The sequence below is a fragment of the Streptomyces sp. NPDC004435 genome, from assembly GCF_042873895.1.
Lineage (GTDB): Bacteria > Actinomycetota > Actinomycetes > Streptomycetales > Streptomycetaceae > Streptomyces.
Genome location: NZ_JBIAMB010000040.1, coordinates 1 through 25,173, shown reverse-complemented (window position 1 = coordinate 25,173; position 25,173 = coordinate 1). Strand labels below are relative to the sequence as shown.

The following is a 25,173-nucleotide window of genomic DNA, read 5'->3' as shown; positions in this document are numbered from 1 at the left end:
CTCTCCTTTGGGTCCCCCTTTACCCAACGATCACCCGGCCCACTAGGAGCACACCCCCTCCGCCGCGTTCCGTCCGGTGAAGGTGGGCGTCGACGTCGGCACGGGCGACTCCGCGTCGTCCGGCTTCCCGTCGGAGGATGCGCGGGAACCCTCTTCCGGTTCCGCCTTCCGCACCACGACCGGCCTGTCCTCACGGAGTTGACGGAACAGCTCGCTCGCGGCGGGCTGTACCAGTTCGTCCCTGTTCGCGTTGTATGCGTACGGGCGTCGAGGCACCGTCAGGAACTGCACCTTCTCCGTCGGGATCGCCCGCATGGTCCGCGCCAGGTCGTACAGGTCGCGCAGCGAGTCGAGCCCCGGGTCGGTCGTGAGGGACTTCGTGGCCGCGTCGAGCACCGGGTACAGCTTCGTCGGGTTGAGCAGCACCCCGTCGCTCTGCACCTTGTTGACCAGCGCGCCGAGGAACATCTGCTGCCGGTCCATCCGTTCGGTGTCGCTGCCGTTCCCGAGCGACTTGCGGGCCCGTACGAAGCCCAGCGCCTGCTCCCCGTCGAGCGTCTGGCGCCCCGCCGGCAGCTTCAGCTTGGCGTCGGTGTCGTTCACGGGCTCCTGGAGGCAGACCTCGACGCCGTCCACCGCGTCCACCATCTTCTTGAAGCCCCGGAAGTCGATCACCATGTGGTGGTCGACCCGGATGCCGGTCAGCTTCTCGACGGTACGGATCGTGCACGCCGTCCCGCCCCACTCGAACGCCCAGTTGAACTGCGCCTTCTGCTCCCGGGTCCGGCCCCCCTCGGTCCTGGCGCAGCTCGGGATCGTCACCATCAGGTCGCGGGGGATCGACACCGCCGTCGCGCTCGACTCGTCGGCCGCCAGGTGCAGCAGGATCACGGTGTCCGACCGCTGGGTGCCCTTGTCCCGCCCGTACTTGCGGTTCCCCTCGCCGGAGCGGGTGTCGGAGCCGATGAGGAGGATGTTCTGCGCGGCCGTCACGCCGGCCGCGGGGCGCTCCTTCTCGTACCGCCGCAGTTCGTCGGCGGCGGTGGTGTCCGTGGTGATGTTGTCGTCGAGCTTCCGGTAGAACCACCACCCGGTCCCGGCCGCCCCGAGCAGCAGCACCGAGACGCCGAGCGCGGTCCACCGCAGCCAGTGCCGGCGCGGCCGCGAAGCACCCGGCCCGGCACCGCCGTCCCCGGAGGCGCCGCTCTCGGAGACATCGCTCTCGGAGGCGTCGCCCCCGGAAGGCTTCTCGCCGGAAGGTTCGTTCTCGTCGTCCGGAGTCGGTTCCGGAGTCGGTTCCGGCGTCGGTTCCGGGTCCGGTTCGGCGGGTGTGCCAGCGCGGTCCGTCACGTCGTCGTCCGTCCTTCGAGGCGTCTCGGGCGCGCCGGGCGCCCGGCGTCCGCACAAGGGAGACGGCCGGACCCGACGCGGGGTTGTACGGAGGAGACGACTCCCCCCGGGCCGATCATGTACCGCGCCGGGCCCGCGGTCGCGGGTACGCGGCGCGTCGATCGGCCGAACGGGTGCACCGGACGCACCGGACGCGCCGGGGGACCGCGTCCCCCGGCGCCCGCGCCCCTCAGAGCGCCGTGGCCGTGACCCGCTCGCTCTCGATGCGCTTCTCCAGCGCCTCCGGCGCCAGCTCGCCCATGTTCCGGCACAGCACCACGGAGCCGCCCGCGGCCAGCGGCGCGTACAGCCCGGCCGACAGCCCCTCCCAGCCCTCGTACGGCAGCCCGGAGAGCAGCCGCGACCCGGGACCGAGCCCGAGCCGTACGGCGTCCAGCCGCGCCTGCTCGACGAGCTGGACGCCACTGCGGTCCGTACCGTCGACGACGAGCGCGGACGCCTCCGCGTCGACCGGGACGAAGGGCGCGAAGCGGTCACCCTGTCCCGGCACCTCGACCGCGTAGTCCGCGTATCCCGCGGGCGCGGCCGGGAAGCGGCGCCCCAGCGGCGCCAGGGAGAGCGCGATCCGTTCCCCGGAGCAGGCCAGTCCCGCCTCCAGCGTCCGGGGCTCCGCCACCACGAGGTCCGCGTCCGCCGGGTCGCCGCCCAGCTCGGCCGTCACTCCGACCGAGGAGCAGGCGAGCAGCCAGACGGCGGTCTGCCAGTGCGCGGGCAGCAGCAGCGCGAGCCGGTCGCCGGGCTCGGCGGACAGCTCGCCCTGGAGCAGATTGGCCGTCTTCGCCACCCAATTGGCGAAGGTGGCGACGGACAATTCCACCCGTTCACCGGTGGCGTCGTCGTAGTAGGTGACCAGAGGGCGGGCGGGGTCCGCGGCGAGCGCGGATCGCAGCAGGTCGGCGGGGGTGCGGTCGCTGGCGTTCACGCCGCACAGGGTACGCGGGCCGGTGCGCCGGCCTGGGCCGTTCCGGTGACGGCGTCCTCCGGTCGGCCTGACGCGCCGTCCGTCTCCCGGCGCGCGCCCCGCCCGCCGGCTGCCCACGATCGGCCCATGCGTGCCTCACTCGCCTCCTCGATCGCCGTCGCCTGCGCGACCGTGCTCGCCCTGCCGGTCACCCTCGCCGCCCCCGCGACGGCCACCGCGCGCCCGGCGGCGGCCGCCTTGCCACCGACTCAGGACGAGCTGCCGGGCTCCACCCAGTCGCTGCCGCTCCGTCCTCTGGGCGCCTCCGTCCGCTCCTTCGGTTCCGACCCGGGCGCCGCGCCCGAACAGGGCCTGACCCGACGGGACGTCAGACCCTTCTCGCTCGTCGGCGTGGTCTGGAACGACCCGGCCGCCGTGCTCCACGGGACCGTCCAGGTCCGCACCCGCTCCGCCGCGGACGGCACCTGGTCGTCGTGGCAGGACGTGGAGACCCACAACGACGAGCACGGCGCCGACCCCGAAACCGCCGAGGGCGCCTCCGGGACCCTCCGCGGCTCCACCGCCCCGCTCTGGGTGGGCGACTCGGACGGCGTCGAGATCCGCGTACAGGCCGAGCGGGCCGAACCAGGGGGAGTGAGGGCGGCCGTGCGGCTGCCCGCCGGGCTCCGCCTCGAACTGGTCGACCCGGGCGAGGAGCCGGCCGCCCCGGCCCCCGGCACCCAGGCAGCCCCGGCCCCCGGCACCCGGGCGATGGCCCCGCCGGCCGTCCTCACCGCGGCGGAGGCCGCCGCGAGCGGTGTGAACACCCCACTGGCCCCGTACGGCTCGACCACGATCCCGGACGCCCTCCCCGCGGCGGGACTCGACACCGTCCAGGGCGCACCGATCCAGAAGGAGATCGTCCGCAAGGAGATCACCCAGGAGACGGAGGTCCAGAAGGCCCGGGAGGCGGCCGCGCAGGAGGCGGCCGCCCAGGCGGCGAAGGCCCCGTACATCGGCCCCCGCCCCGCGATCATCACCCGCAAGGGCTGGGGCGCCGACGAGTCGATCCGCGAGAAGAGCTTCGTCTACACCTCGACGATCAAGGCGGCCTTCGTCCACCACAGCGCCACCGGCAACAACTACACCTGCGCCCAGGCACCCTCCGTCCTGCGCAGTATCTACCGCTACCACGTGAAGAGCAGCGGGTGGCGTGACTTCGGCTACAACTTCGCCGTCGACAAGTGCGGAAACATCTACGAAGGCCGGGCCGGCGGCGTGGCCAAACCGGTCCTCGGCGCACACACCCTCGGCTTCAACACCAACAGCATGGGCGTCGCCGTCCTCGGCACCTTCACCAGCACCACCCCGCCGGCCGCGGTCGTGACCGCCGTCGCCCGCCTGACGGCCTGGAAACTCGGGCTCCACGCCATCAACCCCAAGGGCACCGTGACCCTCGTCTCCGGCGGCGGCAACCTCTACGCGAAGGGCAAGCAGGTCCGCTTCAACGCCATCGCCGGACACCGTGACGGATTCGCCACGGAGTGCCCCGGCGGCCGCCTCTACGGCAAGCTCGGAACCGCCCGGACCTCCTCGGCGAAGTACCAGGGACGGAGCTGATGGGGGCGGGCGGGCAACCATCCGCATAAACTGACCGGTCATATCCCACGGACGACCGAGACGGGCGCGCCGACCGGCCCCGAACAGGAAGCAGAGACGACAGGTGACAGAAGCGATCCTCCTGGTCGGTGGCAAGGGCACACGGCTGCGACCCCTCACGGTCAACACGCCCAAGCCCATGGTCCCGGCGGCGGGCGTCCCCTTCCTGACGCACCAGCTGGCCCGGGCCAAGGCCGCCGGCGTCGAGCACATCGTGCTCGCCACCTCCTACCTCGCCGAGGTCTTCGAACCGCACTTCGGCGACGGCTCCGACCTCGGCCTGAGCCTGGAGTACGTGACGGAGGAGGAACCGCTGGGCACCGGAGGCGCGATACGCAACGTCGCCTCGCGCCTCCACTCGGGCCCCGACGACCCGGTCCTGATCTTCAACGGGGACATCCTCACCGGCCTCGACATCCGCGCCCTGGTGGCCACCCACGCCGACTCCGGCGCGGACGTCTCCCTCCACCTCACCCGCGTCGAGGACCCCCGCGCCTTCGGCCTGGTCCCGACCGACGCGACGGGCCGGGTGACGGCCTTCCTGGAGAAGCCGCAGACCCCGGAGGAGATCGTCACCGACCAGATCAACGCCGGCGCGTACGTCTTCCGCCGCTCGGTGATCGACTCGATCCCCGCCGGCCGCCCGGTCTCCGTCGAGCGCGAGACCTTCCCGGAGCTGCTGGCCTCCGGAGCCCACCTCCAGGGCATGGTGGACTCGACCTACTGGCTGGACCTCGGCACCCCGCAGGCGTTCGTCCGCGGCTCGGCCGACCTGGTCCTCGGCCGCGCCCCCTCCCCGGCCGTCCCCGGCCGCTGCGGCGACCGCCTCGTCCTCCCCTCCGCCCGGGTCGCCCCCGACGCGAAGCTCACGGGCGGCACGGTGGTCGGCGCGGACGCCACGGTCGGAGAGGGCGCCCGGGTCACCGGCTCCACCCTCCTGGCCGGCGCCGTGATCGAACCCGGCGCGGTGATCACCGACTCCCTCATAGGGGCCGGCGCCCGCATCGGCGCCCGCTCGGTCCTGACGGGCGCGGTCATCGGCGACGGGGCCCACGTGGGCCCCGACAACGAACTCCGCGACGGCATCCGCATCTGGTGCGACGCCACCCTCCCCGCGGGCACGGTCCGCTTCAGCTCGGACCAGTAGCCGGGCCGCCCGCCGCCGCCGTTCCGTCGCGCGCGCACGGAACGGCGCCCCCGCGGGCGCCTCCGCGCCCCCGCACCCCCACGCGCGCCCGGCTACGCTCGTACGCATGGCCGGCCGCTTCGTACCACGACCCACCCGCACCACCACGCGCGGCGGCGACATGGACGGTCCGGGGGGCGGGCCCGCGCACCTGGACCTCCGCCTCACCCTCGGCCCCCTCCGCAGGGGCCCGTACGACCCCACCTTCCGCGTCACCGGGGACGGCGAGATCTGGCGTGCCACCCGCACCCCGGAGGGGCCCGGCACGCTCCGCGTCCGCGCGGTGGACGGCACGGAGGCCGAGGCCGACACGTACGGCCCGGGCGCGGCCTGGCTCGACGCCCACCTCCCCGCCCTCCTCGGCGCCGAGGACGACCCCACCGCCTTCGTCCCCCGCCACCGGCTCGTCCTGGCGGCCCACCGCCGCCGCCCGGGCCTGCGCCTCACCCGTACGGGACTGGTCCTGGAGTCCCTGATCCCGACCGTCCTGGAGCAGAAGGTCACCACGACGGAGGCGTACGGCTCCTGGCGCGACCTGGTCCGCCGGTACGGCGAGCCGGCCCCGGGCCCGGCCCCCGAGGGGATGTACGTGATGCCGGACGCCCGCACGTGGGCGAGGATCCCGTCCTGGGAGTGGCACCGGGCGAACGTCGACGACAAGCGCGCCGCCACCATCGTCCGCGCCGCCCGGGTGGCCCCCCGCCTGGAGGAGGCGGCCCGCATGGACCCGCCGGCCGCCCGCGCCCGCCTGGAGCTGATCCCCGGCATCGGCCCGTGGACCTCCGCCGAGACCGTCCAGCGCAGCAACGGCGCCCCCGACGAGGTCACCACCGGCGACCTCCACCTGCCCGGCATCATCGGCTGGGCCCTGGCGCGCGACCGCACGGCCGACGACGCGGCGATGCTGGAACTCCTGGCCCCCTACGCCGGCCAGCGCCACCGGGCGGCCCGCCTCATCCTGCTGAGCGGCCACACCCCGCCCCGCCGCGCCCCCCGCTTCGCCCCCAACGACATCACCCGCATCTGAGGCCGGGGGCGCCGGACGGCGGCGGGGTCAGCGGACCTCGACGAAGTCCGCGGCGACCCGCCCCGGCCGGTCCTTCGGCGGGGCGGCGGGCCGCCCGATCGCGACCGCGCCCATGGGGTCCCAGTGCTCGGGCAGCCCCAGCACGTCCCGTACGACGTCCCGGCAGAACATCGTCGAGGACACCCAGGCGGAGCCGAGGCGCTCGCCGGCCAGGGCGACGAGGAAGTTCTGCACGCCGGCGCCCGCCGCGACGACGAACATCTCGCGCTCGGCGGCGTCGCGGCGCGGGTCGCCGTAGTGGTGGGAGCCGTCCATGACGAGGCAGGGGACGGCGAGGTAGGGCGCGTTCCGCAGGACGTCCCCGCGCCGCACCCGCTTCGCGATGGACTCCTCCGACTTCCCGTCCCGCCGCAGGTCCGCGATCCACGCGTCCCGCATGGCGTCGAGCAGCCGCAGCCGCGACCCGGGGGACTCCAGGAGGACGAACCGCCACGGGGTGGTGTGGTGCGGGGCCGGCGCGGTGACGGCGGCGGCGACCGCGCGCCGCACCGCCCCGGGGTCGACGGGGTCGTCGGTGAACTCCCGTACGGTCCGCCGCAGGGTCACCGCCTCCCGTACGGCCTCCGAGGTGCCCAGCCGGAACATGTCGTCGGCGGCGGTGCGCACGAGCGCCCGCGCGCCGGGCTCCCCGTCGTCGCCGACCAGGTGCGGCAGCCCGCGCACGACCGCGACGGGCACGCCGGTGGCCTTGCCCTTCACCAGGTCGCCGGCGGCGGCGAGTTCGTCGGCGGTGGCGACGACGGTGACGTTCAGCTCGTTGCCGTGGGAGTCGGTGCCGCCCCGCAGGTCGTCCAGGACCCGCACCCCGGCCGCGCCGATCGCCACGTCGGTGAGCCCGGAGCGCCAGGGCCGCCCGAAGGTGTCGGTGAGGACGACGCCGACGTCGACGCCGAGCGCCTCGCGCAGCCCGTTCCTGATCCGCAGCGCCGACCCGTCGGGGTCCTCCGGCAGCAACAGCACCGTCCCGGCGGCCGTGTTGGAGGCGTCGACGCCGGCCGCGGCCATGACGAGCCCCTGCCGGTTCTCGACGATCCGCAGGGTGCCGCGCCGCGCCACCACCCGTACCGTCTCGGCGTCGATGGCCTCCTCGCGGTCGTCGGCGGCGACGATCCGTCCCTCCGCCTTGCTCACGATCTTGGAGGTGACCAGCAGGACGTCGCCGTCCTCCAGGCCGGGGGAGGCGGACGCGATCAGCTTGGCCAGGTCGTCCCCGGGCGCCACCTCGGGCAGCCCGGCTACCCCCCACACCCGGTACGAGGGCACGGGCGCCGCGGCGGGCACCGTGGGGTCCGCCGTCACCCGCGGACCTCCTCGGCGAGCGCGAGCGCGGCCCGCGCCATCTCGGCGGTGGCGTCCACGTCGGTCATCATCAGCGGCACGGCCCGGCAGGCGATGCCCGCCGCCTCGACGTCGGCGACGGAGCCGGCGTCCACGGTGTCCACCAGCCAGCCGTCGACGAGCCCGGAGCCGTAGTGGCGGGCGACGGCCGCGGCCGTCGACTCGACGCCGACCGCCGCGAGCACCTTGTCGGCCATGCCGCGCACGGGGGCGTCCCCGACGATGGGGGAGAGGCCGACGACCGGCGCGGGCGCCGCGGCGACGGCCTCGCGGATGCCGGGCACGGCGAGGATGGTGCCGACGCTGACGACCGGGTTGGACGGCGGGAAGAGGATGACGTCGGCCCCGGCGATCGCCTCCAGGACGCCCGGCGCGGGCTTGGCCGCCTCCGCGCCGACGGCCACGACGGCCTTGGCGTCGACGGAGGCGCGCAGCTTCACCCAGTACTCCTGGAAGTGCACGGCCCGCTGCTCGCCGTCGACCTCGATCGCCACGTGCGTCTCGACGCGGTCGTCGGACATCGGCAGCAGGCGCACGCCCGGCTGCCAGCGGGCGCAGAGCGCCTCGGTGACGGCGCTCAGCGGGTAGCCGGCGCCGAGCATCTGGGTGCGGACGATGTGGGTGGCGAAGTCCCGGTCGCCGAGGCCGAACCACTCGGGTCCGACCCCGTACGCGGCCAGTTCCTCCTTGACGGCGAAGGTCTCGCCCTCGCGGCCCCAGCCCTGCTCCTCGTGGATGCCACCGCCGAGGGTGTACATCACGGTGTCCAGGTCGGGGCAGACCTTCAGCCCGAAGAGATGGATGTCGTCACCGGTGTTGCCGACGACCGTGATCTCCGCGTCCGGGACGGCCTGCTTGAGACCGCGAAGGAAACGGGCACCACCGATGCCGCCGGCCAGAACCACAATGCGCATGCACGCAGTGTGTCAGGCGGAGAGGGCCTCCCGGCCGGCCGGGGCGCACTGCCCCTGGTACGACTCGTGCATCGGCATCTCGGTGAGGCCGGGGAAGTACACGTGGAGGCTGACGGCCGGCTCCAGCGAGTCGTTGACGACCTCGTGGACGTAGCCGGGCGCGAAGATCCGCTGTGTGCCGGGCCGCAGCGTGCGCGCGCCCCGGTCGGTGCGCTCCGTCAACTCGCCCTGGAGGACGGTGAGGACGCCGGAGGAGCGGCCGTGGTCGTGGCGTCCGCTGCCCTGGCCGGGCACCCAGGAGAGCAGCCACACCTCGTAGCCGGGTCCCGTGCGCAGGCGGTGGTACCAGCGGGTGGTGGCGTCGTACTCGACGTGCGGGGCCCAGCGGGAGCGGTCGGCGGCGATCTCGCGGGCGAGGCCGGCGAACTCGGCCACGGTGACGGGGTGCTCGCGCTCGGGCTGGAGCAGGTGCGGGACCTCCATGAGGTCGCCGGCGATCTGAAGGTCGCTGTCCATGTTCATGGGCGGGGTGGTTCCTCAGCAGAAACGAAGAGCGGTGGGGGTCACGGCACAGGGGGGTGTACGGGTGAACCGGGTGACGCGGGGTGACGCTGGGGGAAGACGCTGGAGCGCGGTGGCATCAACAGCTGGAACAGCAACAGCAACAGCGGGCCTGGACAGCGCGGCGGTACCCACGGGCGTGGGTCGCGGAGGGCGCTGCGGTCGCTGGCATGCCACCAAAGGTGGCCGGAGGGGCACCCGACTGTCAACTCAATGCCCGATTTGGGGGTAATGTTTCACCTCATCCGGTTACTGTGCCGGGAGAAAGGTTTGTTCAGCCCCGGACCAGGCAATACGGCGCAGCAGTCGTGCCCGTAAACATGGCTGGCGGCTGGATCGTTCGTGATCGGACTGTGATCCGGATCGCTTCCATGGCTGGATCGCAACAAGATCCAAGTCTCGTACGTCCTTCTGGGCGGAGGCACGACACCACGGGATCCGCCGGTGGCATGTGTCAGGTTTTTGGTGATTTGAACACTTTCCGCATAGGCTTGGTTCCGCAGAGTGAATACGGGGCCCAATAGCAGATCTCGGCTTGACTCGCACAGAGCACGAACTTGTAATTTCACTCGTGTCGTTCGGCCGTTTCGATCACGGCGACATCACGGGACGCACAGACAGACGAGGGGCGCAGATGACCGAGTTGTTCCAGGAACTGCTGGTCGAGGACGCGGACGAGGAACTCGGCTGGCAGGAGCGCGCGCTGTGCGCCCAGACCGACCCCGAGTCCTTCTTCCCCGAGAAGGGCGGCTCGACCCGAGAGGCCAAGAAGGTCTGCCTCGCCTGCGAAGTCCGCTCCGAATGCCTGGAGTACGCCCTCCAGAACGACGAGCGCTTCGGCATCTGGGGCGGCCTCTCCGAACGCGAACGCCGCCGCCTCAAGAAGGCCGCCGTCTGAACCGCCCGTCCGGAAACCACCCCACGGTCCGTCCCTGTGCCCGGCACAGGAGGCGGACCGTTCCTCGTCCCCGGGCGATCGTTCCTCGTCCCCGGGAGACCGTTCCTCGTCGCCGGGCGGCCGTGCCACCGGCGCCGTAGCGGGCCGGGCACGGACGGGCCCCCGGGGCGGCATCCGCCTCCCGCACGCCCGCCCCAGGACCCGCACAGCCGAGCCCCCGCACCCGCAACCACTAGTGTGGGCCTCCGTCCGAGACGCTCCCCCCGCCCCACCGCGGGCGACCCCGGCCGGAGGGCCCGTACCTCAGATGTCCTCAACTCCCGAGTTCCCCAGGCACGTCGTCACCGCCGTGCTCGTCACCCACGACGGAGCCCGCTGGCTGCCCGACGCGCTCTCCGGGCTGCTCGCCCAGGAGCGCCCGGTGCAGACCGTCGTCGCCGCCGACACCGGCAGCGCCGACGACTCCGCGCAGCTCGTCGGCGACGCCATCGGCGCCGACCGCGTCCTGCACCTCGCGCGCCGCACCGGCTTCGGCGCCGCCGTCGACGAGGCCGTCCGCACCGCCCCCGTGCTCGGACCCGAGGACCTGCCCTACCTCAAGCGCCCCAGCGGCTGGGACCCCGTCAGCCGCACCTGGAACGACGAGGCGTACGACCTCCCCGAACTCCCGCACGGCGAGCCGGTCCAGTGGCTCTGGCTGCTCCACGACGACTGCGCCCCCGAGCCCGGCGCCCTCGCCGAACTGCTGCGCGTCGCCGACTCCGACGCCTACGCCGCCGTCGTCGGCCCCAAGCTGCGCGGCTGGTACGACAGGAAGCAGCTCCTCGAAGCCGGCGTCACCATCGCCCGCAGCGGCCGCCGCTGGACCGGCCTCGACCGGCGCGAGCAGGACCAGGGCCAGCACGACCAGATCCGCCCGGTCCTCTCCGTCTCCACCGCCGGCATGCTCATCCGCCGGGACGTCTTCGAGGAGCTCGGCGGCTTCGACCGCCGCCTGCCCCTCATGCGCGACGACGTCGACCTCTGCTGGCGCGCCCACTCCGCCGGCCACCGCGTCCTCATCGCCCCCGACGCCGTCCTCCGGCACGCCGAGGCATCCGCCCGCGAGCGCCGCTCCGTGGACTGCGCCGGCCGCACGGCCGCCAGCCCGCACCGCGTCGACAAGGCCGCCGCCGTCTACACGCTGCTGGCCAACACCTCGGGACGCGCCCTCCCCTACGTCTTCCTGCGGCTCGTCCTCGGCACCGTCCTGCGCACCCTCGGCCTCCTCGTCGGCAAGGCCCCCGGCCAGGCCGTCGACGAGATCATGGGCCTGCTCGCCACCCTGCTGCGCCCCGAGAAGATCCTCGCCGCCCGCAAACGGCGCAAGAACCCCGAGGTCCCGTCCGCCGAACTCCGGCCCCTCTTCCCGCCGCCCGGAGCCACCGTCCGCGCCGCCGCCGAACAGCTCGCCTCCCACTTCGGCGCCGACGAGGCGGACTCCGGCGGCTCCCGCCACGGCGCCGTCGAGTCCGGACCCGGCGGCGACGACGCCGACTTCCTGGAGATCGAGCAGTTCGCCCGCCTGAAGAAGATCGCCCGCAAGCCGGGCCCGGTCCTCTTCGCGCTCCTCCTCGTCGTCTCCCTCGTCGCCTGCCGCAACCTCTTCGCCGGCGGCTCCCTCGCCGGCGGCGTCCTGCTGCCCGCCCCCGACACCGTCTCCGAACTGTGGGGCAAGTACGCCGACGCCTGGCACACCCTCGGCACCGGCGGCACCCAGAGCGCCCCGCCCTACCTCGGCATCCTCGCCGCGCTCTCCGCCCTCTTCCTCGGCTCCACCTCGACCGCGCTCACCGTGCTGCTCGTCTGCTCGGTCCCCCTCGCCGGCTTCACCGCCTACCTCGCCGCCCGCGGCCTCGTCGGCTCCCGCCTCCTGCTCGCCTGGGGCGCCATCGCGTACGCCTTCCTGCCCGCCGCCACCGGCGCCCTCGCCACCGGCCGGCTCGGCACCGCGATCCTCGCGATCCTGCTCCCGCCGATCGCCCGCGCCGCCGTCGCCGCCCACGGCTTCAACCGCCCCGACCGCGGCAGCTGGCGCGCCACCTGGGCGTACGCGCTGCTGCTCACCGTCGCCACCGCGTTCACCCCCGTCGTGTGGCCGCTCGCGGTCCTCCTCGGCCTCGGCGTCCTCGCCGTCCGCCGCGACGACATCACCGCGTACGGGCTCCGCTTCCTCGCCGCCGTCGGCACCCCGATCCTCGCGCTCGCCCCCTGGTCGCTCTCCCTCCTGACCGACCCCGCAGCCTTCCTCCACGAGGCCGGCCTCGACCTGCGCACCGGCACCGCCTCCGCCCTCGACCTGCTCGCGAGCAACCCCGGCGGCCCCGGCACCACCGGCGGCGTCCTCCTCCTCGGCCTGGTCCTCGCCGCCCTCGCCGCCCTCCTCCGCGAGGAGCGCCGCTTCGCCGTCCTCGCCGCCTGGACCGCCGCCCTCGCCGGCCTCCTCCTCGCCGCCCTGACCAACGGCGCCGACGGCACCGGCTGGGCCGGCCCCGCCACCCTCGTCCTCGGCTCCGCCCTCATCGCCGCCGGCATGCTCGGCGCCGAGGGCGGCCGCACCCGCGTCGCCGCCCACGGCTTCGGCTGGCGCCAGCCCGTCGCCGCCCTCATCGCCCTCGCCTGCGCCCTCGGCCCCGCCGCCGCGGCCGTCGGCTGGATGATCGGCGGCGCCGACGGCCCGCTCACCCGCCGCGACCCCGTCCAGGTCCCCGCCTTCGTCGCCGAGGAGAGCCGCCAGGAGGACCAGCCCCGCACCCTGGTGCTCTCCGGCAGCTCGCCCGGCGCCGTCGACTACACCCTGGTCCGCGGCTCCGGCGCCCGCCTCGGCGACGCCGAACTGACCGCCACCGCCGAGCCCGACCCCCGCCTCGACTCCGTCGTCGCCAAGCTCGTCGCCGGCTCCGGCGCCGACCAGACACAGGAACTCAGCGCCTTCGCCATCCGGTACGTGCTCGTCAAGGACGGCTCGCCGCGCCAGATGAGCCGCGTCCTCGACACCACCCCCGGCATCTCCCGGCTCAGCCAGCTCGACGGCGCCGCCCTCTGGCGCGTCGACCGCGAGATCGCCCGCGTGATGATCGTCCCGCCCGCCGCGAAGCCGGGCGCCGAGCAGGCCGACGACACCCCCGCCGCCAAGGCGGTCCTCGTCCCGGCCGGCGCCGTCGAGGCCCACGCCGACATCCCGGCCGGCCCCTCCGGCCGCGTCCTGCGCGTCGCCGACCGCGCCGACGAGGGCTGGACCGCCACCCTCGACGGCAAGGAGCTCACCCCGACCACCCTCGACGGCTGGGCCCAGGGCTTCCAGCTCCCCGCCGAGGGCGGCCGCCTCGACCTCACCTACGACGAGCCGTTCACGCACACCGTCTGGATCTGGACCCAGCTCGGCCTCGCCGTCCTCCTCGTCGTCCTCGCCCTGCCCGGCCGCCGCCGCGAGATCGACGACGACCTCCCCGAGGAGGAGACCGCCATTCCGGCCCAGGCCACCGACGGCGACGGCCGCCGCGCCCGCCGCCTGCGCGCCGCCGCCGAAGCCGAGACCGCCGCGGCGGCCGCCTCCGCCGAAGCGCCCGACGCGTGGCCCGACGCCCCCGACACCGAGCACCCCGACGCGCCCCCCGCCATCCCCGGCCAGCAGACCGCCGAACCGGACGAGTGGGACACCGCCGGACAGGACCCGGCCTACGCCCAGCAGCAGTACACCCCCGCGTACGACCAGCAGGGCTACGCCCAGGAGTACGCAGACCCGTACCAGCAGCAGGCGTACGCCTACCCCCAGCAGGGCTACGACCAGCCCCAGGGCTACGACCAGGACGGCTACCCCGCCCAGGGCTACCCCCAGCAGGGCTACGACCCGCAGGACTACGCCCAGCCCCAGGGCTATGAGCAGCCCCCGGCGTACGACCCCCAGCAGAGCCCCCAGGGCTACGACCCGCAGAACCCGCAGGGCTACGACCCCCACACCGGCCACCCCGGCTACGACCAGGGCTACGGGTACCCCCAGGGCCACGAGACCGAGCAGCGTCCCGACGGGAGCAGCAACCAGTGAAGCGCACCACCCTCTCCCTGATCGCGGTCGCCACCGCCCTCGCCGCCGTCACCGGCATCGCCGCGATGACCGCCCCCGGCGAGCCCGCCGCCGCGTCCGCCGCCCCCGCACCCCAGGCGGCCCGCCTCCCCGTCGAGCGCACCAGCCTGCTCTGCCCCGCCCCCAGCGTCTCCGAGATCGCCGAGACCCTCACCACCTCGTACACCCCGCCCGGCACCGTCGCCCCGGCCGCGGCCACCGGCGAGGCGTCCAAGCCCACCGCCGTCCTCGGCATCGCCAAGAACCCGAACGCCGCGGGCAAGAAGGGCAAGGCCCCCGCCTCGGTCACCACTCCCGGCAAGCCCGTCTCCGTCGAGACCGACGGCGCCGTCGGCCACGGCCTCGCCGGCACCGCCACCGGCACCCTCGCCCCCGGCTGGACCGTCCAGCAGACCACCCTCGTCCCGGCCGGCGCCGCCCGCGGCCTGCTCGGTGTCGGCTGCTCCGCCCCCGACACCGACCTCTGGTTCCCGGCCGCCTCCACCGCCAAGGGCCGCGCCGACTACATCCACCTCACCAACCCGGACGACACCCTCGCCGTCGCCGACATCGAGCTGTACGGCCCCGAGGGCGAGCTGAAGACCACCATCCCCGAGGGCGTCCAGATCCCGCCGCGCTCCACCGTCCCCGTCCTCCTCGGCCCCCTCGTCACCGGAGGCGCCCAGGAGAACCTGACGGCCCACGTCACCACCCGCAGCGGCCGCGTCGGCGCCGCCCTCGGCTCCGCCGCCGACGGCGTGGGCAGCGACTGGCTCTCCGCCTCCGCCGACCCGGCGGCCCGCGCCCTGCTCCCCGGCATCCCGTCCGACGCCACCGGCGTCCGCCTCGTCGCCTTCGCCCCCGGCGACTCCGACGCCGACCTGAAGATCCAGCTGGTCACCCCGAACGGCAAGATCGTCCCCGTCGCCGCCGAATCGCTGCACGTCAAGGCCGGTATGACCGCCTTCGTCGACCTGCCGGACCTCACCCGGGGGACCGCCGCCTCCCTGCTGCTCACCCCGACCGACCCCAAGAAGCAGGTCCCGGTCGTGGCCGCGCTCAAGGTGGTCCGCGGCAAGGGCTCGGACACGGAGATGGCCTTCATCCCCGCCGCCGCCCCCGTCACCGCCCGCGCCACCGTCGCCGACAACCGGGCCAAGGGCACCGCGCTCACCCTCACCGCTCCCGAGGGCGCCGCCCAGGTCAAGGTCACCGCCTCGGCCGGCACCCAGGGCGGCACCCCCGCCACCCGCACGGTCTCGCTCAAGGCGGGCACCACGACGGTCCTCACCGACCTCGCCCCCAAGGGCGTCAAGGGTTCCTACGCGCTGACCGTCGAACCGGTCGCGGGCGGCGGACCGGTCCACGCGTCACGGATGCTCACCGTCACGGAGGACGGCGTCCCGATGTTCACCGTCCAGACCCTGGTGGACGACCGCGGCACCGTCGAGGTCCCCACCGCCCGCCAGGACCTCAAGGTCCTCGACGACTGACGACTACGCCTGACGGCCGACGGCTGACGTCTGACGGCCGACGCCTGACGGCGGGCGGCCGACGCTCGGCGGCAGACGGTCACCGGTCACCACCGGCCACCGGTCGACGCTCCGCCGGTACGGGCTCAGTCCTGCCCGTACCGGGGATCGACGGACTCGGGGGAGAGACCGAGCAGCTCGGCCACCTGCTCCACCACGACCTCGTGCACCAGCACCGCCCGCTCGTCCCGCGACTTGGAGCGGATCTCGACCGGCCGCCGGTAGACGACCACCTTCGCGGGCTCCCGCTTCTCCGCCGGCACCGAACCGCCCAGCGGTACCGTCTCGCCGGACACCACCGGAGGCACCTCCATGATCATGAACTCCACGTCCTGGAGCTGCGGCCAGCGCCGCTCCAGCCGCTCCACGGAGTCCAGGACCAGATCGCGGAAGGTGTCGGCCCGGCTCACCGACAGCGGGACCTGCGGCGGCGCGACCGGCCCCCGCATCCCGCGGCCGTGCCGGTCGCGGCGGCGGACCCGCGGCTCGGCCGGCGGCTCCCCGGAGCTCTGCGGGGGGCCCGGCGGCCCGGGCGGCACAGGAGTGTCCATCACTGACGCAGCGTAACTCTCCTGGGTCACTCCGCACCGTGGCACGGGCCCGCCGAACGGCGCGCCCCGGCCCGCCCCACCCCCACCCCCTGTCCAAACCTGAACATTCCGGCAGCCCCGAGGAACGATTCGGCACCCGCTCACGATCGGCCATCCGGCCGCCCCTGACCGGATTTCTCCATCAACCTGTCCGGAACGCCCCCCGCGCCACCCCCCGTGCGCCCCCTCCACCGCAGGTCAGAACGGGCACCACTCGAACGGGGGTGTCGGACGTCACACCGCGACACGGGCGAGTGACCTGGGGGCGAGTCGTCGCGGCCCGCTCAAGAGTGCGGTACCGTCCAACGTCGTGAGCCCTGTACGTCGCTGTTCGCGCACCGCGTGCGGCCGCCCTGCCGTCGCGACACTGACGTACGTCTATGCCGACTCGACCGCGGTCCTCGGCCCGCTCGCCACCTACGCCGAGCCCCACTGCTACGACCTGTGCGCCGAGCACAGCGAGCGCCTCACCGCCCCGCGCGGCTGGGAGGTCGTGAGGCTCTCCGACGGTTCCGCCCCCGCCCGCCCCAGCGGCGACGACCTCGAAGCCCTGGCCAACGCGGTCCGGGAAGCGGCCCGCCCCCAGGAGCGCGCCGCCGAGGCCGGCAAGCCCGGCGGACGGAGCGGCGACCCCATGGAGGTCGGCCGCCGCGGACACCTCCGGGTGCTCCGTTCCCCCGACAACTGACCCCGGACCCACCCCGGCGGAGTCCACAACAGGCCACCGCCGCGTGTCCCACCCCCCGTCCCGGGTAGTTTGGGCGTTCCGCACACGCGCCGCACACGCGTGCCGAGAACTCAGGAGGGTGGATCCGTGACTGCCGATCTGTCGCAGATCGTGAAGGCGTACGACGTCCGCGGGGTGGTCCCGGACCAGTGGGACGAGAAGCTCGCCGAACTCTTCGGCGCCGCCTTCGTCCGCGTGACCGACGCCGACGCCATCGTCGTCGGCCACGACATGCGCCCCTCGTCGCCCGGACTCTCCGACGCCTTCGCGCGCGGCGCGGCCCGCCTCGGCGCCGACGTCACCCTCATCGGGCTCTGCTCCACCGACCAGCTGTACTTCGCCTCCGGCAGCCTCGGCCTGCCCGGCGCCATGTTCACCGCCTCGCACAACCCGGCCCAGTACAACGGCATCAAGCTGTGCCGCGCCGGCGCCGCCCCCGTCGGCCAGGACACCGGCCTCGCCGACATCCGCGCCCTCGCCGAGCGCTGGCTGGAGGAGGGCGCCCCCGAGGCCGCCGCCACCCCCGGCACCGTCACCGAGCGGGACACCCTGACCGACTACGCCGCCCACCTCAAGGCGCTCGTCGACCTCACCGCGATCCGCCCGCTCAAGGTCGTCGTCGACGCCGGCAACGGCATGGGCGGCCACACCGTCCCCACCGTCTTCGACGGCCTCCCGCTCGACACCGTCCCGATGTACTTCGAGCTCGACGGCACCTTCCCCAACCACGAGGCCAACCCCCTCGACCCGAAGAACATCGTCGACCTCCAGGCCCGCGTCCTCGCCGAGGGCGCCGACATCGGCCTCGCCTTCGACGGCGACGCCGACCGCTGCTTCGTCGTCGACGAGCGGGGCGAGCCCGTCTCCCCCTCCGCCATCACCGCCCTCGTCGCCGCCCGCGAACTCGCCAAGCACCCCGGCGGAACGATCATCCACAACCTGATCACCTCCTGGTCCGTCCCCGAGGTCGTCCGCGAGAACGGCGGCACCCCCGTCCGCACCCGCGTCGGCCACTCCTTCATCAAGGAGGAGATGGCCAAGTCCGGCGCCGTCTTCGGCGGCGAGCACTCCGCGCACTACTACTTCAAGGACTTCTGGAACGCCGACACCGGCATGCTCGCCGCCCTCCACGTCCTCGCCGCCCTCGGCGGCCAGGAGGGCCCCCTCTCCGAGCTCGTCGCCTCCTACGACCGCTACACCGGCTCCGGCGAGATCAACTCCACCGTCGCCGACCAGGCCGCCCGCACCGCCGCCGTCAAGGCCGCCTACGGCGACCGGGACGGCATCACCCTCGACGAGCTCGACGGCCTCACCGTCGCCTCCGCCGACTGGTGGTTCAACCTCCGCCCGTCCAACACCGAGCCGCTGCTCCGCCTCAACGTCGAGGCCCGCGACGAGGCCACCATGGCCCGGATCCGCGACGAGGTCCTCGCCCTCGTCCGCGCCACCGCCTGACCCCGCCGCACCCCGCCGGACCGCGGGGAGCCGCCGCTCGCCGAGCCGCGACTCCCCGCCCCCGGCGGTAGGCTGACCAGCACCATTCACTTGGTACGAAGGGACACCCCATGCCGCTCGAAGCCGGCCTCCTGGAGATCCTGGCCTGCCCGGCCTGCCACGCTCCGCTGAACGACCGCACGGCGGACGAGACCCCCGAGCTGGTCTGCGCCTCCCCCGACTGCGGCCTCGCCTACCCCGTCCGCGACGCCATCCCCGTCCTCCTGGTCGACGAAGCCCGCCACCCCGCCTGACCGGCCGCGGCCGGCCGCTCCGGGCCGACGTTCCACCGCCCGGTTTGTGGGCAGGCGTTCCGCAAGGGCGGAACGGGTGGGCACAAACCCCCCAGGGCGACGCCCGCGCCCGTGACGCCCACCCGCAGCGCCCTGCGCCACACCGCGCCCGCGCCGCACGGCCCACCGCGCCGCCCGGCACCCCGCCCGGCACCCCGCACGGCACCCCGCCCCGCCCAGGAGGCCCGCCACATGCTGGACGAGACCCTGCTCGACGCACCGGACGCCCTCGCCCTGGCCGACCGCCGCGGCCTCCTCCGCGGCGCCGCGGAGGCCGGCGCCCGGGTCCGTACCGCCGCCCGCCACGCCACCGAGGCCGGCATCGCCGACCTCCACCCCGAGGGCCGCCCCCGCGCCGTCCTCGTCGCGGGACCCGGCACCGTCGCCGCCGGCGTCGCCGACCTGATCGGCGCCCTCGCCGGCGCCTCCGCCCCCGTCGTACGCCTCGCACCCACCGGCGTCGCCCCCGCCGCCGGGGCCCTCCGCTGGGCCCTGCCCGGCTGGGCCGGCTCCGTGGACCTGCTCCTGCTCCCCACCACCGACGGCTCCGAACCCGGCCTCGCGCTCCTCGCCGACCTCGCCTACCGCCGCGGCATCACCGTCGTCGCCGTCGCCCCCGAGGGCTCCCCGCTCTCCGAGGCCGTCAGCGGCTCCCGCGGCCTCTTCGTCCCCCTCGCCATGGCCCCCCACGAGGAACCCGACGAGTACGGCGAGAACCTCGCCGCCAGCCCCGGCGCCCTCTGGGCCCTCTTCACCCCGCTCCTCGCCCTCCTCGACCGCGTCGGCCTCCTCGAAGCCCCGCCCGAGGCACTGGAACGGGTCGCCGACCGCCTCGACCGCACCGCCGAACGCTGCGGCCCGGCCATCGCCACCTACTCCAACCCGGCCAAGACCCTCGCCGCCGAACTCGCCGAATCGCTGCCGCTGATCTGGACCGAGGGCGACGCCGCCGGCCCCGCCGGCCGCCGCTTCGCCGCCGTCCTCGCCGAACTCGCCGGCCTCCCCGCCCTCGCCGCCGAACTCCCCGAGGCACTCCCCGCCCACGGCGTCCTGCTCACCGGCGCCTACGCCGCCGCGGCCGACCCCGACGACTTCTTCCGCGACCGCGTCGAGGAGACCCAGGCCCTCCGCGCCCGCGTCGTCCTCCTCCGCGACCGCCCCGGCGGCGGCCTCAGCGCCGCACCCGCCGCCCGCGAACTCGCCCTCGGCCACGACACCGCGATCAGCGAACTCGAACCCGAGGAGGGCGACGCCCTGGAGACCCTCGCCGAACTCCTCGCGGTCACCGACTTCGCCGCCGTCTACCTCTCCCTGGCGACCTCCGGCCACATGGCCCCCTGACCGCGGAGCACGACACCAGCGGAGCACGACACAGGGACAGCGCCGAGGCCGCCACACCCCCGGCGTACGACCCCGGACACCCGCCCGCCCGCTCCCGGACGCCCGCGTGTCACCCACCCCCTGTCATCTGTCGTCTGGCACCGCCACCGTCACCGCACCGAGGAGCTGCAACCCACCATGGAACGCCTCGTCAACACCGTCCGCCCCTACGCCTGGGGCTCCACGACGGCCATCCCGGAGCTGCTCGGCACCGCCCCCACGGGCGAGCCGCAGGCCGAGATGTGGATGGGCGCCCACCCCGGTGCCCCCTCGATCACCCCCCGCGGCCCGCTCAACGACGTCATCGACGCCGACCCCGTACGCGAACTGGGCCGGGCCGCCACCGAGAAGTTCGGCCCCCGCCTGCCCTTCCTCCTCAAGCTCCTCGCCGCCGGCGCCCCGCTCTCCCTCCAGGTCCACCCCGACCTCGACCAGGCCCGCGCCGGCCACGCCGCCGAGGAGGCCGCCGGCATCCCGCTGGACGCCCCCCACCGCACGTACAAGGACGCCAACCACAAGCCCGAGATGATCTGCGCCCTCACCCCCTTCGAGGGATTCTGCGGATTCCGTCCCCCCGCCGAGGCCGCCGACACCCTCGCCGCCCTCGGCGTCGACTCCCTCAAGCCCTACGCGGACCTCCTCCTCGCCCACCCCGAGGACGCCGCACTCCGCGAGGTCCTCACCGCGCTGCTCACCGCCGAACCGGACGAGATGGCCCACACCGTCACCGAGGCCGCCGCCGCCGCCGAACGCCTCGGCGGCGCCCTCGCCCCGTACGCCGTCCTCGCCCACCACTTCCCGGGCGACCCCGGCGTCATCGCCGCGATGCTCCTCCACCACGTCCGGCTCCAGCCCGGCGAGGCCCTCTACCTGGGCGCCGGCGTCCCCCACGCCTACGTCTCCGGCCTCGGCGTCGAGATCATGGCCAACAGCGACAACGTGCTCCGCTGCGGCCTCACCCCCAAGCACGTCGACGTCCCCGAACTCCTCCGGGTCGTCCGCTTCGAGCCCGGCGACCCCGGCGTCCTGCGCCCCGAGGCGTCCCCGACGGGCGAGGAGGTCTACGAGACCCCCATCGACGAGTTCCGGCTCTCCCGCCTCGTACGCGCCGAGGGCGCCGCCCCCACCGACCTCACCGCCCCCACCCCGCAGATCCTGCTCGCCACCGCCGGACACCCGAAAGCGGGCGAAATCCTTCTGTCCCCGGGCGAATCCGTCTTCGTCCCCGCCGGCGAGCCCGCCGAACTCACCGGAGCGGGCACCGTGTTCCGCGCCACCGTCGTGGCCTGATGCAACAATGACCGGCCGTACCACGGCCACGGTCACCGGGCCGGAGCATCGACGAAGGGAACAGACAGACCCATGAGCGCGTCAGGCGGAACCAAGGCGATCGTGGCGGCACTCGCCGCCAACCTCGCGATCGCCGTAGCCAAGTTCGTGGCGTTCATCTTCAGTGGCTCGTCCTCGATGCTCGCCGAGAGCGTCCACTCCCTCGCCGACTCCGGCAACCAGGGCCTCCTCCTGCTCGGCGGCAAGAAGGCCCAGCGCGAAGCCACCCCCCAGCACCCCTTCGGCTACGGCCGCGAGCGCTACATCTACGCCTTCCTCGTCTCCATCGTCCTCTTCTCCGTCGGCGGCATGTTCGCCATCTACGAGGGCTACGAGAAGATCCACGACCCGCACCCCATCGAGGCCTGGTACTGGCCGGTCGGCGTCCTGGTCTTCGCGATCATCGCCGAGACCTTCTCCTTCCGCACCGCCATCAAGGAGTCGAACGCCATCCGCGGCGGCCTGACCTGGACCCAGTTCGTCCGCCGCGCCAAGGCCCCCGAACTCCCCGTCGTCCTCCTGGAGGACCTCGGCGCCCTCGTCGGCCTCTTCCTCGCCCTCGGCGGCGTCGGCCTCGCCCTCCTCACCGGCGAGGGCGTCTGGGACGGCATCGGCACCCTCTGCATCGGCGTCCTCCTCATCGTCATCGCGATCGTCCTCGCCCTGGAGACCAAGTCGCTCCTGCTCGGCGAGGCCGCCGGCCTCGACGACGTGAAGAAGATCGAGGACGCGATCGTCGACGGCGAGACCGTCACCCGCCTCATCCACATGCGCACCCTCCACCTCGGCCCGGAGGAACTCCTCGTCGCCGCCAAGATCGCCGTCGCCACCGACGAGACCGCCCCCCAGGTCGCGAACGCCATCAACGCCGCCGAGGAGCGCATCCGCGCCGCCGTCCCGATCGCCCGGGTCATCTACCTGGAGCCGGACATCTACGACGACACCGCGGCCGCCGCGGGTGCGAACCCGGCCAAGAGCCCGGGCGGAACCGGCCACTGACCCCCGGCACCACCCGCCGAACACCCTGACCAGGCCCCCGGAGCGCACCACGCCGCCCCGGGGGCCTCGCCCGTACGGCCTGCGGGCGGTCCGCCGGTCGGTGTAGATTCGGGACGAGCCAGACGTCGCTGCTGATGGCGGTCGGGCGGCCCCCCAGGGGACCGGCCGAGGGAGAGAGGGCCTCCGACGACTGCACCGCGAACCACCCGGGCATTCGTGTGCCCGCAGGTGCCTCGACCGCGGTGTCAGGCGCCACAACCGACCCTCGCAACGCGATCCCACGAGGAGCAGCACCCGCCATGACGACTGCCGCACAGCAGGACTTCAAGGTCGCCGACCTCTCCCTCGCCGCCTTCGGCCGCAAGGAGATCACCCTCGCCGAGCACGAGATGCCCGGCCTGATGTCGATCCGCCGCGAGTACGCCGAGTCCCAGCCGCTCGCCGGCGCCCGGATCACCGGCTCCCTCCACATGACGGTGCAGACCGCCGTCCTCATCGAGACCCTCGTCGCCCTCGGCGCCGACGTCCGCTGGGCCTCCTGCAACATCTTCTCCACCCAGGACCACGCCGCCGCGGCCATCGCCGTCGGCCCGAACGGCACCCCGGAGAACCCGCAGGGCGTCCCGGTCTTCGCCTGGAAGGGCGAGACCCTGGAGGAGTACTGGTGGTGCACGGAGCAGGCGCTGACCTGGCCGAACACCCCCACCGGCGGCCCGAACATGATCCTGGACGACGGCGGTGACGCCACCCTCCTCGTCCACAAGGGCGTCGAGTTCGAGAAGGCCGGCTCCGCCCCGGACCCGGCCACCGCGGACAGCGAGGAGTACGGCTACATCCTCCGCCTCCTCAACCGCACCCTCACCGAGTCCCCGCAGAAGTGGACCCAGCTGGCGTCCGAGATCCGCGGCGTCACCGAGGAGACCACCACCGGCGTGCACCGTCTCTACGAGATGATGCAGAACGGCACCCTGCTCTTCCCGGCGATCAACGTGAACGACGCCGTGACGAAGTCGAAGTTCGACAACAAGTACGGCTGCCGTCACTCGCTGATCGACGGCATCAACCGTGCCACCGACGTCCTGATCGGCGGCAAGACGGCTGTGGTCTTCGGTTACGGCGATGTCGGCAAGGGCTGCGCCGAGTCGCTGCGGGGCCAGGGCGCCCGTGTGATCGTCACGGAGATCGACCCGATCTGCGCGCTCCAGGCGGCGATGGACGGCTACCAGGTGGCGACCCTGGACGACGTGGTGGAGACGGCGGACATCTTCATCACCACGACGGGCAACAAGGACATCGTGATGGCGTCCGACATGGCCCGCATGAAGCACCAGGCGATCGTGGGCAACATCGGCCACTTCGACAACGAGATCGACATGGCCGGTCTGGCCAGGATCCCGGGCATCGTGAAGGACGAGGTCAAGCCGCAGGTCCACACCTGGACCTTCGAGGACGGCAAGGTCCTCATCGTCCTGTCCGAGGGCCGTCTGCTGAACCTGGGCAACGCCACCGGGCACCCGTCGTTCGTGATGTCGAACTCCTTCGCGGACCAGACCCTGGCCCAGATCGAGCTCTTCACCAAGCCGGAGCAGTACCCCACCGAGGTCTACACGCTGCCCAAGCACCTCGACGAGAAGGTCGCCCGCCTCCACCTCGACGCCCTCGGCGTCAAGCTGACGACCCTCCGCCCGGAGCAGGCCGCCTACATCGGCGTCAAGGTCGAGGGCCCGTACAAGCCGGACCACTACCGCTACTGACGCCACCGGCGCCCACGCGCCACCGGCTCACCGAGTCAGGCCCCCGGCACCACGGTGCCGGGGGCCTGCCCCTTTCCCGCCCCACCCCACCGAGGACCCATGCCCCGCGGCCGCTACTCGCTCCACGACCCCCACGACCACGCCCCCCTCGGCGAGGAGCACTTCCACTGCGCGCCCGGCCCCTCCGGCTGGCGCTACGTCTCCCAGATCACCACCCCCGCCGGCGACCACCACGGCTCCGTCGACCTGGCCGTCGACGAACTCGGCCGCCCCATCCGCCTGGAACTCCACGCGTCGAGCTGGCAGGTCCGCGGCGCCGCCCTCGACGGCGTCACCTGGGTCCGCACGGACCCCACCGGCACCCACGCCACCGAGGGAAACGTCCGCGCCCACGCCTTCACCGGCACGTCCCCGGCGTTCCTGATCGCTCTCACCCGCCTGCTGCGCCTCGTCCCCGGCGCCCCCGAGACCCGCGTCCGTCTCGTCGCCTTCACGGACCCGGTCCTCGCCCCCCTCACCGTCGACCAGTCCTGGTCCCTGCGGAAGAGCGAGCCCCACCCCACCGACGACGGCGTCCTGACGGTGGACGAGTACCAGGTCAGCACCCTCGACACGGGGGAGCGCCACACCGTCCACATCGCCGGCGACGTGGTCCTCGCCGCCCCCGGGATCGAGCTGGAGGAGCTGGACACCCCACCCTCCGTCTTCCCCGCCTGAGCACCCCACCGCGCCGATGTGCGTCGGCCCCCGCGGAGCTGGTACTGTCCTCCGGTGCCCGAAAAAACCGTTGACACGGTGGACGCGGGGAGGTAGATTCAGATGGTTGCCTAGAGCTGGACAGCTCGGCAGCAATCAACTAGAGTCTGACTCACTCCCGATTCTCATTCGAATCAAAAAAGCCGCCGATTAGGTAGCCGAAAATGATTCTGATAAAGTCGGAAAGCGCCGGAAGGCCCCGAGAAAAACAAATCGGGACCGGAAAGCACCGAGGAAATCGGATCGGAAAGATCTGATAGAGT

20 protein-coding genes are annotated in these 25,173 nt (G+C 73.8%); 14 read left to right on the top strand and 6 right to left on the bottom strand.

Annotated elements, in window-relative coordinates:
* Window positions 1-42: 42 nt before the first annotated feature.
* Together ACFYT9_RS39260 and ACFYT9_RS39255 are read right to left on the bottom strand one after the other, a co-directional pair.
* Window positions 43-1,350 carry an LCP family protein gene (locus tag ACFYT9_RS39260; protein ID WP_389171934.1) on the bottom strand — a complete coding sequence of 436 codons (1,308 nt, stop codon included), beginning with the start codon at window positions 1,348-1,350 and terminating at the stop codon, window positions 43-45.
* 229 nt (window positions 1,351-1,579) lie between these two features.
* Window positions 1,580-2,332: a TIGR03089 family protein gene (locus ACFYT9_RS39255; RefSeq protein WP_376603776.1), complete on the bottom strand. Its 753-nt coding sequence runs from the start codon at window positions 2,330-2,332 to the stop codon at window positions 1,580-1,582.
* A gap of 126 nt (window positions 2,333-2,458) precedes the next feature.
* Here ACFYT9_RS39255 and ACFYT9_RS39250 point away from each other — a divergent pair, with 126 nt between their 5' ends.
* From ACFYT9_RS39250 to ACFYT9_RS39240, 3 genes are all read left to right on the top strand, one after another.
* Window positions 2,459-3,931, top strand: a complete 1,473-nt coding sequence (locus ACFYT9_RS39250) for a peptidoglycan recognition protein (protein WP_389171931.1) — start codon at window positions 2,459-2,461, stop codon at window positions 3,929-3,931.
* 103 nt (window positions 3,932-4,034) lie between these two features.
* Window positions 4,035-5,117 carry a sugar phosphate nucleotidyltransferase gene (locus tag ACFYT9_RS39245; RefSeq protein ID WP_376603780.1) on the top strand — a complete coding sequence of 361 codons (1,083 nt, stop codon included), beginning with the start codon at window positions 4,035-4,037 and terminating at the stop codon, window positions 5,115-5,117.
* Window positions 5,118-5,223: 106 nt separating this feature from the next.
* Window positions 5,224-6,183, top strand: coding sequence for a DNA-3-methyladenine glycosylase family protein (locus tag ACFYT9_RS39240; protein WP_389171928.1), 960 nt, complete (start codon window positions 5,224-5,226; stop codon window positions 6,181-6,183).
* A 27-nt stretch (window positions 6,184-6,210) separates the two neighbouring features.
* Here ACFYT9_RS39240 and ACFYT9_RS39235 read toward each other — a convergent pair whose 3' ends face one another.
* The 3 genes from ACFYT9_RS39235 to ACFYT9_RS39225 are packed head-to-tail and all read right to left on the bottom strand — an operon-like array spanning window position 6,211 to window position 9,017.
* Complete coding sequence (locus ACFYT9_RS39235) at window positions 6,211-7,542, bottom strand: coenzyme F420-0:L-glutamate ligase (RefSeq protein WP_389171926.1); 1,332 nt, start codon at window positions 7,540-7,542, stop codon at window positions 6,211-6,213.
* Window positions 7,539-8,495: a 2-phospho-L-lactate transferase gene (cofD, locus tag ACFYT9_RS39230; RefSeq protein ID WP_389171923.1), complete on the bottom strand. Its 957-nt coding sequence runs from the start codon at window positions 8,493-8,495 to the stop codon at window positions 7,539-7,541. Before cofD ends, ACFYT9_RS39235 begins: the two co-directional genes overlap by 4 nt.
* A gap of 12 nt (window positions 8,496-8,507) precedes the next feature.
* Entirely contained in the window at window positions 8,508-9,017 is a 510-nt protein-coding gene (locus ACFYT9_RS39225; protein ID WP_389171920.1) for a cysteine dioxygenase, read from the bottom strand.
* Between the two features lie 673 nt (window positions 9,018-9,690).
* On the opposite strand from ACFYT9_RS39225, the gene ACFYT9_RS39220 reads away from it, so the two are divergent.
* The 3 genes from ACFYT9_RS39220 (at window position 9,691) to ACFYT9_RS39210 (ending at window position 15,549) form a co-directional block, all read left to right on the top strand.
* Entirely contained in the window at window positions 9,691-9,954 is a 264-nt protein-coding gene (locus ACFYT9_RS39220; RefSeq protein ID WP_015033978.1) for a WhiB family transcriptional regulator, read from the top strand.
* 307 nt (window positions 9,955-10,261) lie between these two features.
* The gene (locus ACFYT9_RS39215; RefSeq protein ID WP_389171917.1) at window positions 10,262-14,038 is read left to right on the top strand and encodes a glycosyltransferase; all 3,777 of its coding nucleotides are present in this window, start codon (window positions 10,262-10,264) and stop codon (window positions 14,036-14,038) included.
* Complete coding sequence (locus ACFYT9_RS39210) at window positions 14,035-15,549, top strand: DUF5719 family protein (RefSeq protein WP_389171914.1); 1,515 nt, start codon at window positions 14,035-14,037, stop codon at window positions 15,547-15,549. Before ACFYT9_RS39215 ends, ACFYT9_RS39210 begins: the two co-directional genes overlap by 4 nt.
* A 125-nt stretch (window positions 15,550-15,674) precedes the next feature.
* Here the strand turns inward: ACFYT9_RS39210 and ACFYT9_RS39205 are convergent, their stop codons facing one another.
* Window positions 15,675-16,139: a metallopeptidase family protein gene (locus tag ACFYT9_RS39205; protein ID WP_376599317.1), complete on the bottom strand. Its 465-nt coding sequence runs from the start codon at window positions 16,137-16,139 to the stop codon at window positions 15,675-15,677.
* A gap of 349 nt (window positions 16,140-16,488) precedes the next feature.
* Between ACFYT9_RS39205 and ACFYT9_RS39200 the strand changes: the two genes are divergently transcribed.
* From ACFYT9_RS39200 to ACFYT9_RS39165, 8 genes are all read left to right on the top strand, one after another.
* A complete protein-coding gene (locus tag ACFYT9_RS39200) occupies window positions 16,489-16,866 on the top strand; it encodes a DUF3499 domain-containing protein (RefSeq protein ID WP_376599316.1) in 378 nt (125 codons plus the stop codon).
* Window positions 16,867-16,992: 126 nt separating this feature from the next.
* Window positions 16,993-18,360 carry a phosphomannomutase/phosphoglucomutase gene (locus ACFYT9_RS39195; RefSeq protein WP_376599314.1) on the top strand — a complete coding sequence of 456 codons (1,368 nt, stop codon included), beginning with the start codon at window positions 16,993-16,995 and terminating at the stop codon, window positions 18,358-18,360.
* Between the two features lie 110 nt (window positions 18,361-18,470).
* Complete coding sequence (locus tag ACFYT9_RS39190; protein WP_360319567.1) at window positions 18,471-18,653, top strand: Trm112 family protein; 183 nt, start codon at window positions 18,471-18,473, stop codon at window positions 18,651-18,653.
* A gap of 231 nt (window positions 18,654-18,884) precedes the next feature.
* Window positions 18,885-20,033, top strand: a complete 1,149-nt coding sequence (locus tag ACFYT9_RS39185; protein WP_376599325.1) for an SIS domain-containing protein — start codon at window positions 18,885-18,887, stop codon at window positions 20,031-20,033.
* Window positions 20,034-20,210: 177 nt separating this feature from the next.
* The gene (gene manA / locus ACFYT9_RS39180; RefSeq protein ID WP_389171909.1) at window positions 20,211-21,362 is read left to right on the top strand and encodes a mannose-6-phosphate isomerase, class I; all 1,152 of its coding nucleotides are present in this window, start codon (window positions 20,211-20,213) and stop codon (window positions 21,360-21,362) included.
* Between the two features lie 72 nt (window positions 21,363-21,434).
* Window positions 21,435-22,400, top strand: coding sequence for a cation diffusion facilitator family transporter (locus tag ACFYT9_RS39175; RefSeq protein ID WP_389171906.1), 966 nt, complete (start codon window positions 21,435-21,437; stop codon window positions 22,398-22,400).
* A gap of 299 nt (window positions 22,401-22,699) precedes the next feature.
* Entirely contained in the window at window positions 22,700-24,154 is a 1,455-nt protein-coding gene (gene ahcY, locus ACFYT9_RS39170) for an adenosylhomocysteinase (protein ID WP_389171903.1), read from the top strand.
* Window positions 24,155-24,253: 99 nt separating this feature from the next.
* Window positions 24,254-24,871, top strand: coding sequence for a hypothetical protein (locus tag ACFYT9_RS39165; protein WP_389171901.1), 618 nt, complete (start codon window positions 24,254-24,256; stop codon window positions 24,869-24,871).
* The last annotated feature ends 302 nt before the right edge of the window (window positions 24,872-25,173 follow it).

Bases quoted from the DNA above. Each gene is read 5' to 3' on its own strand.
- ACFYT9_RS39250 (WP_389171931.1), top strand. From the start codon at position 2,459: ATGCGTGCCTCACTCGCCTCCTCGATCGCCGTCGCCTGCGCGACCGTG.
- ACFYT9_RS39240 (WP_389171928.1), top strand. From the start codon at position 5,224: ATGGCCGGCCGCTTCGTACCACGACCCACCCGCACCACCACGCGCGGC.
- cofD (WP_389171923.1), bottom strand. From the start codon at position 8,495: ATGCGCATTGTGGTTCTGGCCGGCGGCATCGGTGGTGCCCGTTTCCTT.
- ACFYT9_RS39225 (WP_389171920.1), bottom strand. From the start codon at position 9,017: ATGAACATGGACAGCGACCTTCAGATCGCCGGCGACCTCATGGAGGTC.
- ACFYT9_RS39220 (WP_015033978.1), top strand. From the start codon at position 9,691: ATGACCGAGTTGTTCCAGGAACTGCTGGTCGAGGACGCGGACGAGGAA.
- ACFYT9_RS39215 (WP_389171917.1), top strand. From the start codon at position 10,262: ATGTCCTCAACTCCCGAGTTCCCCAGGCACGTCGTCACCGCCGTGCTC.
- ACFYT9_RS39205 (WP_376599317.1), bottom strand. From the start codon at position 16,139: ATGGACACTCCTGTGCCGCCCGGGCCGCCGGGCCCCCCGCAGAGCTCC.
- ACFYT9_RS39190 (WP_360319567.1), top strand. From the start codon at position 18,471: ATGCCGCTCGAAGCCGGCCTCCTGGAGATCCTGGCCTGCCCGGCCTGC.
- ACFYT9_RS39185 (WP_376599325.1), top strand. From the start codon at position 18,885: ATGCTGGACGAGACCCTGCTCGACGCACCGGACGCCCTCGCCCTGGCC.
- manA (WP_389171909.1), top strand. From the start codon at position 20,211: ATGGAACGCCTCGTCAACACCGTCCGCCCCTACGCCTGGGGCTCCACG.
- ACFYT9_RS39175 (WP_389171906.1), top strand. From the start codon at position 21,435: ATGAGCGCGTCAGGCGGAACCAAGGCGATCGTGGCGGCACTCGCCGCC.
- ahcY (WP_389171903.1), top strand. From the start codon at position 22,700: ATGACGACTGCCGCACAGCAGGACTTCAAGGTCGCCGACCTCTCCCTC.
- ACFYT9_RS39165 (WP_389171901.1), top strand. From the start codon at position 24,254: ATGCCCCGCGGCCGCTACTCGCTCCACGACCCCCACGACCACGCCCCC.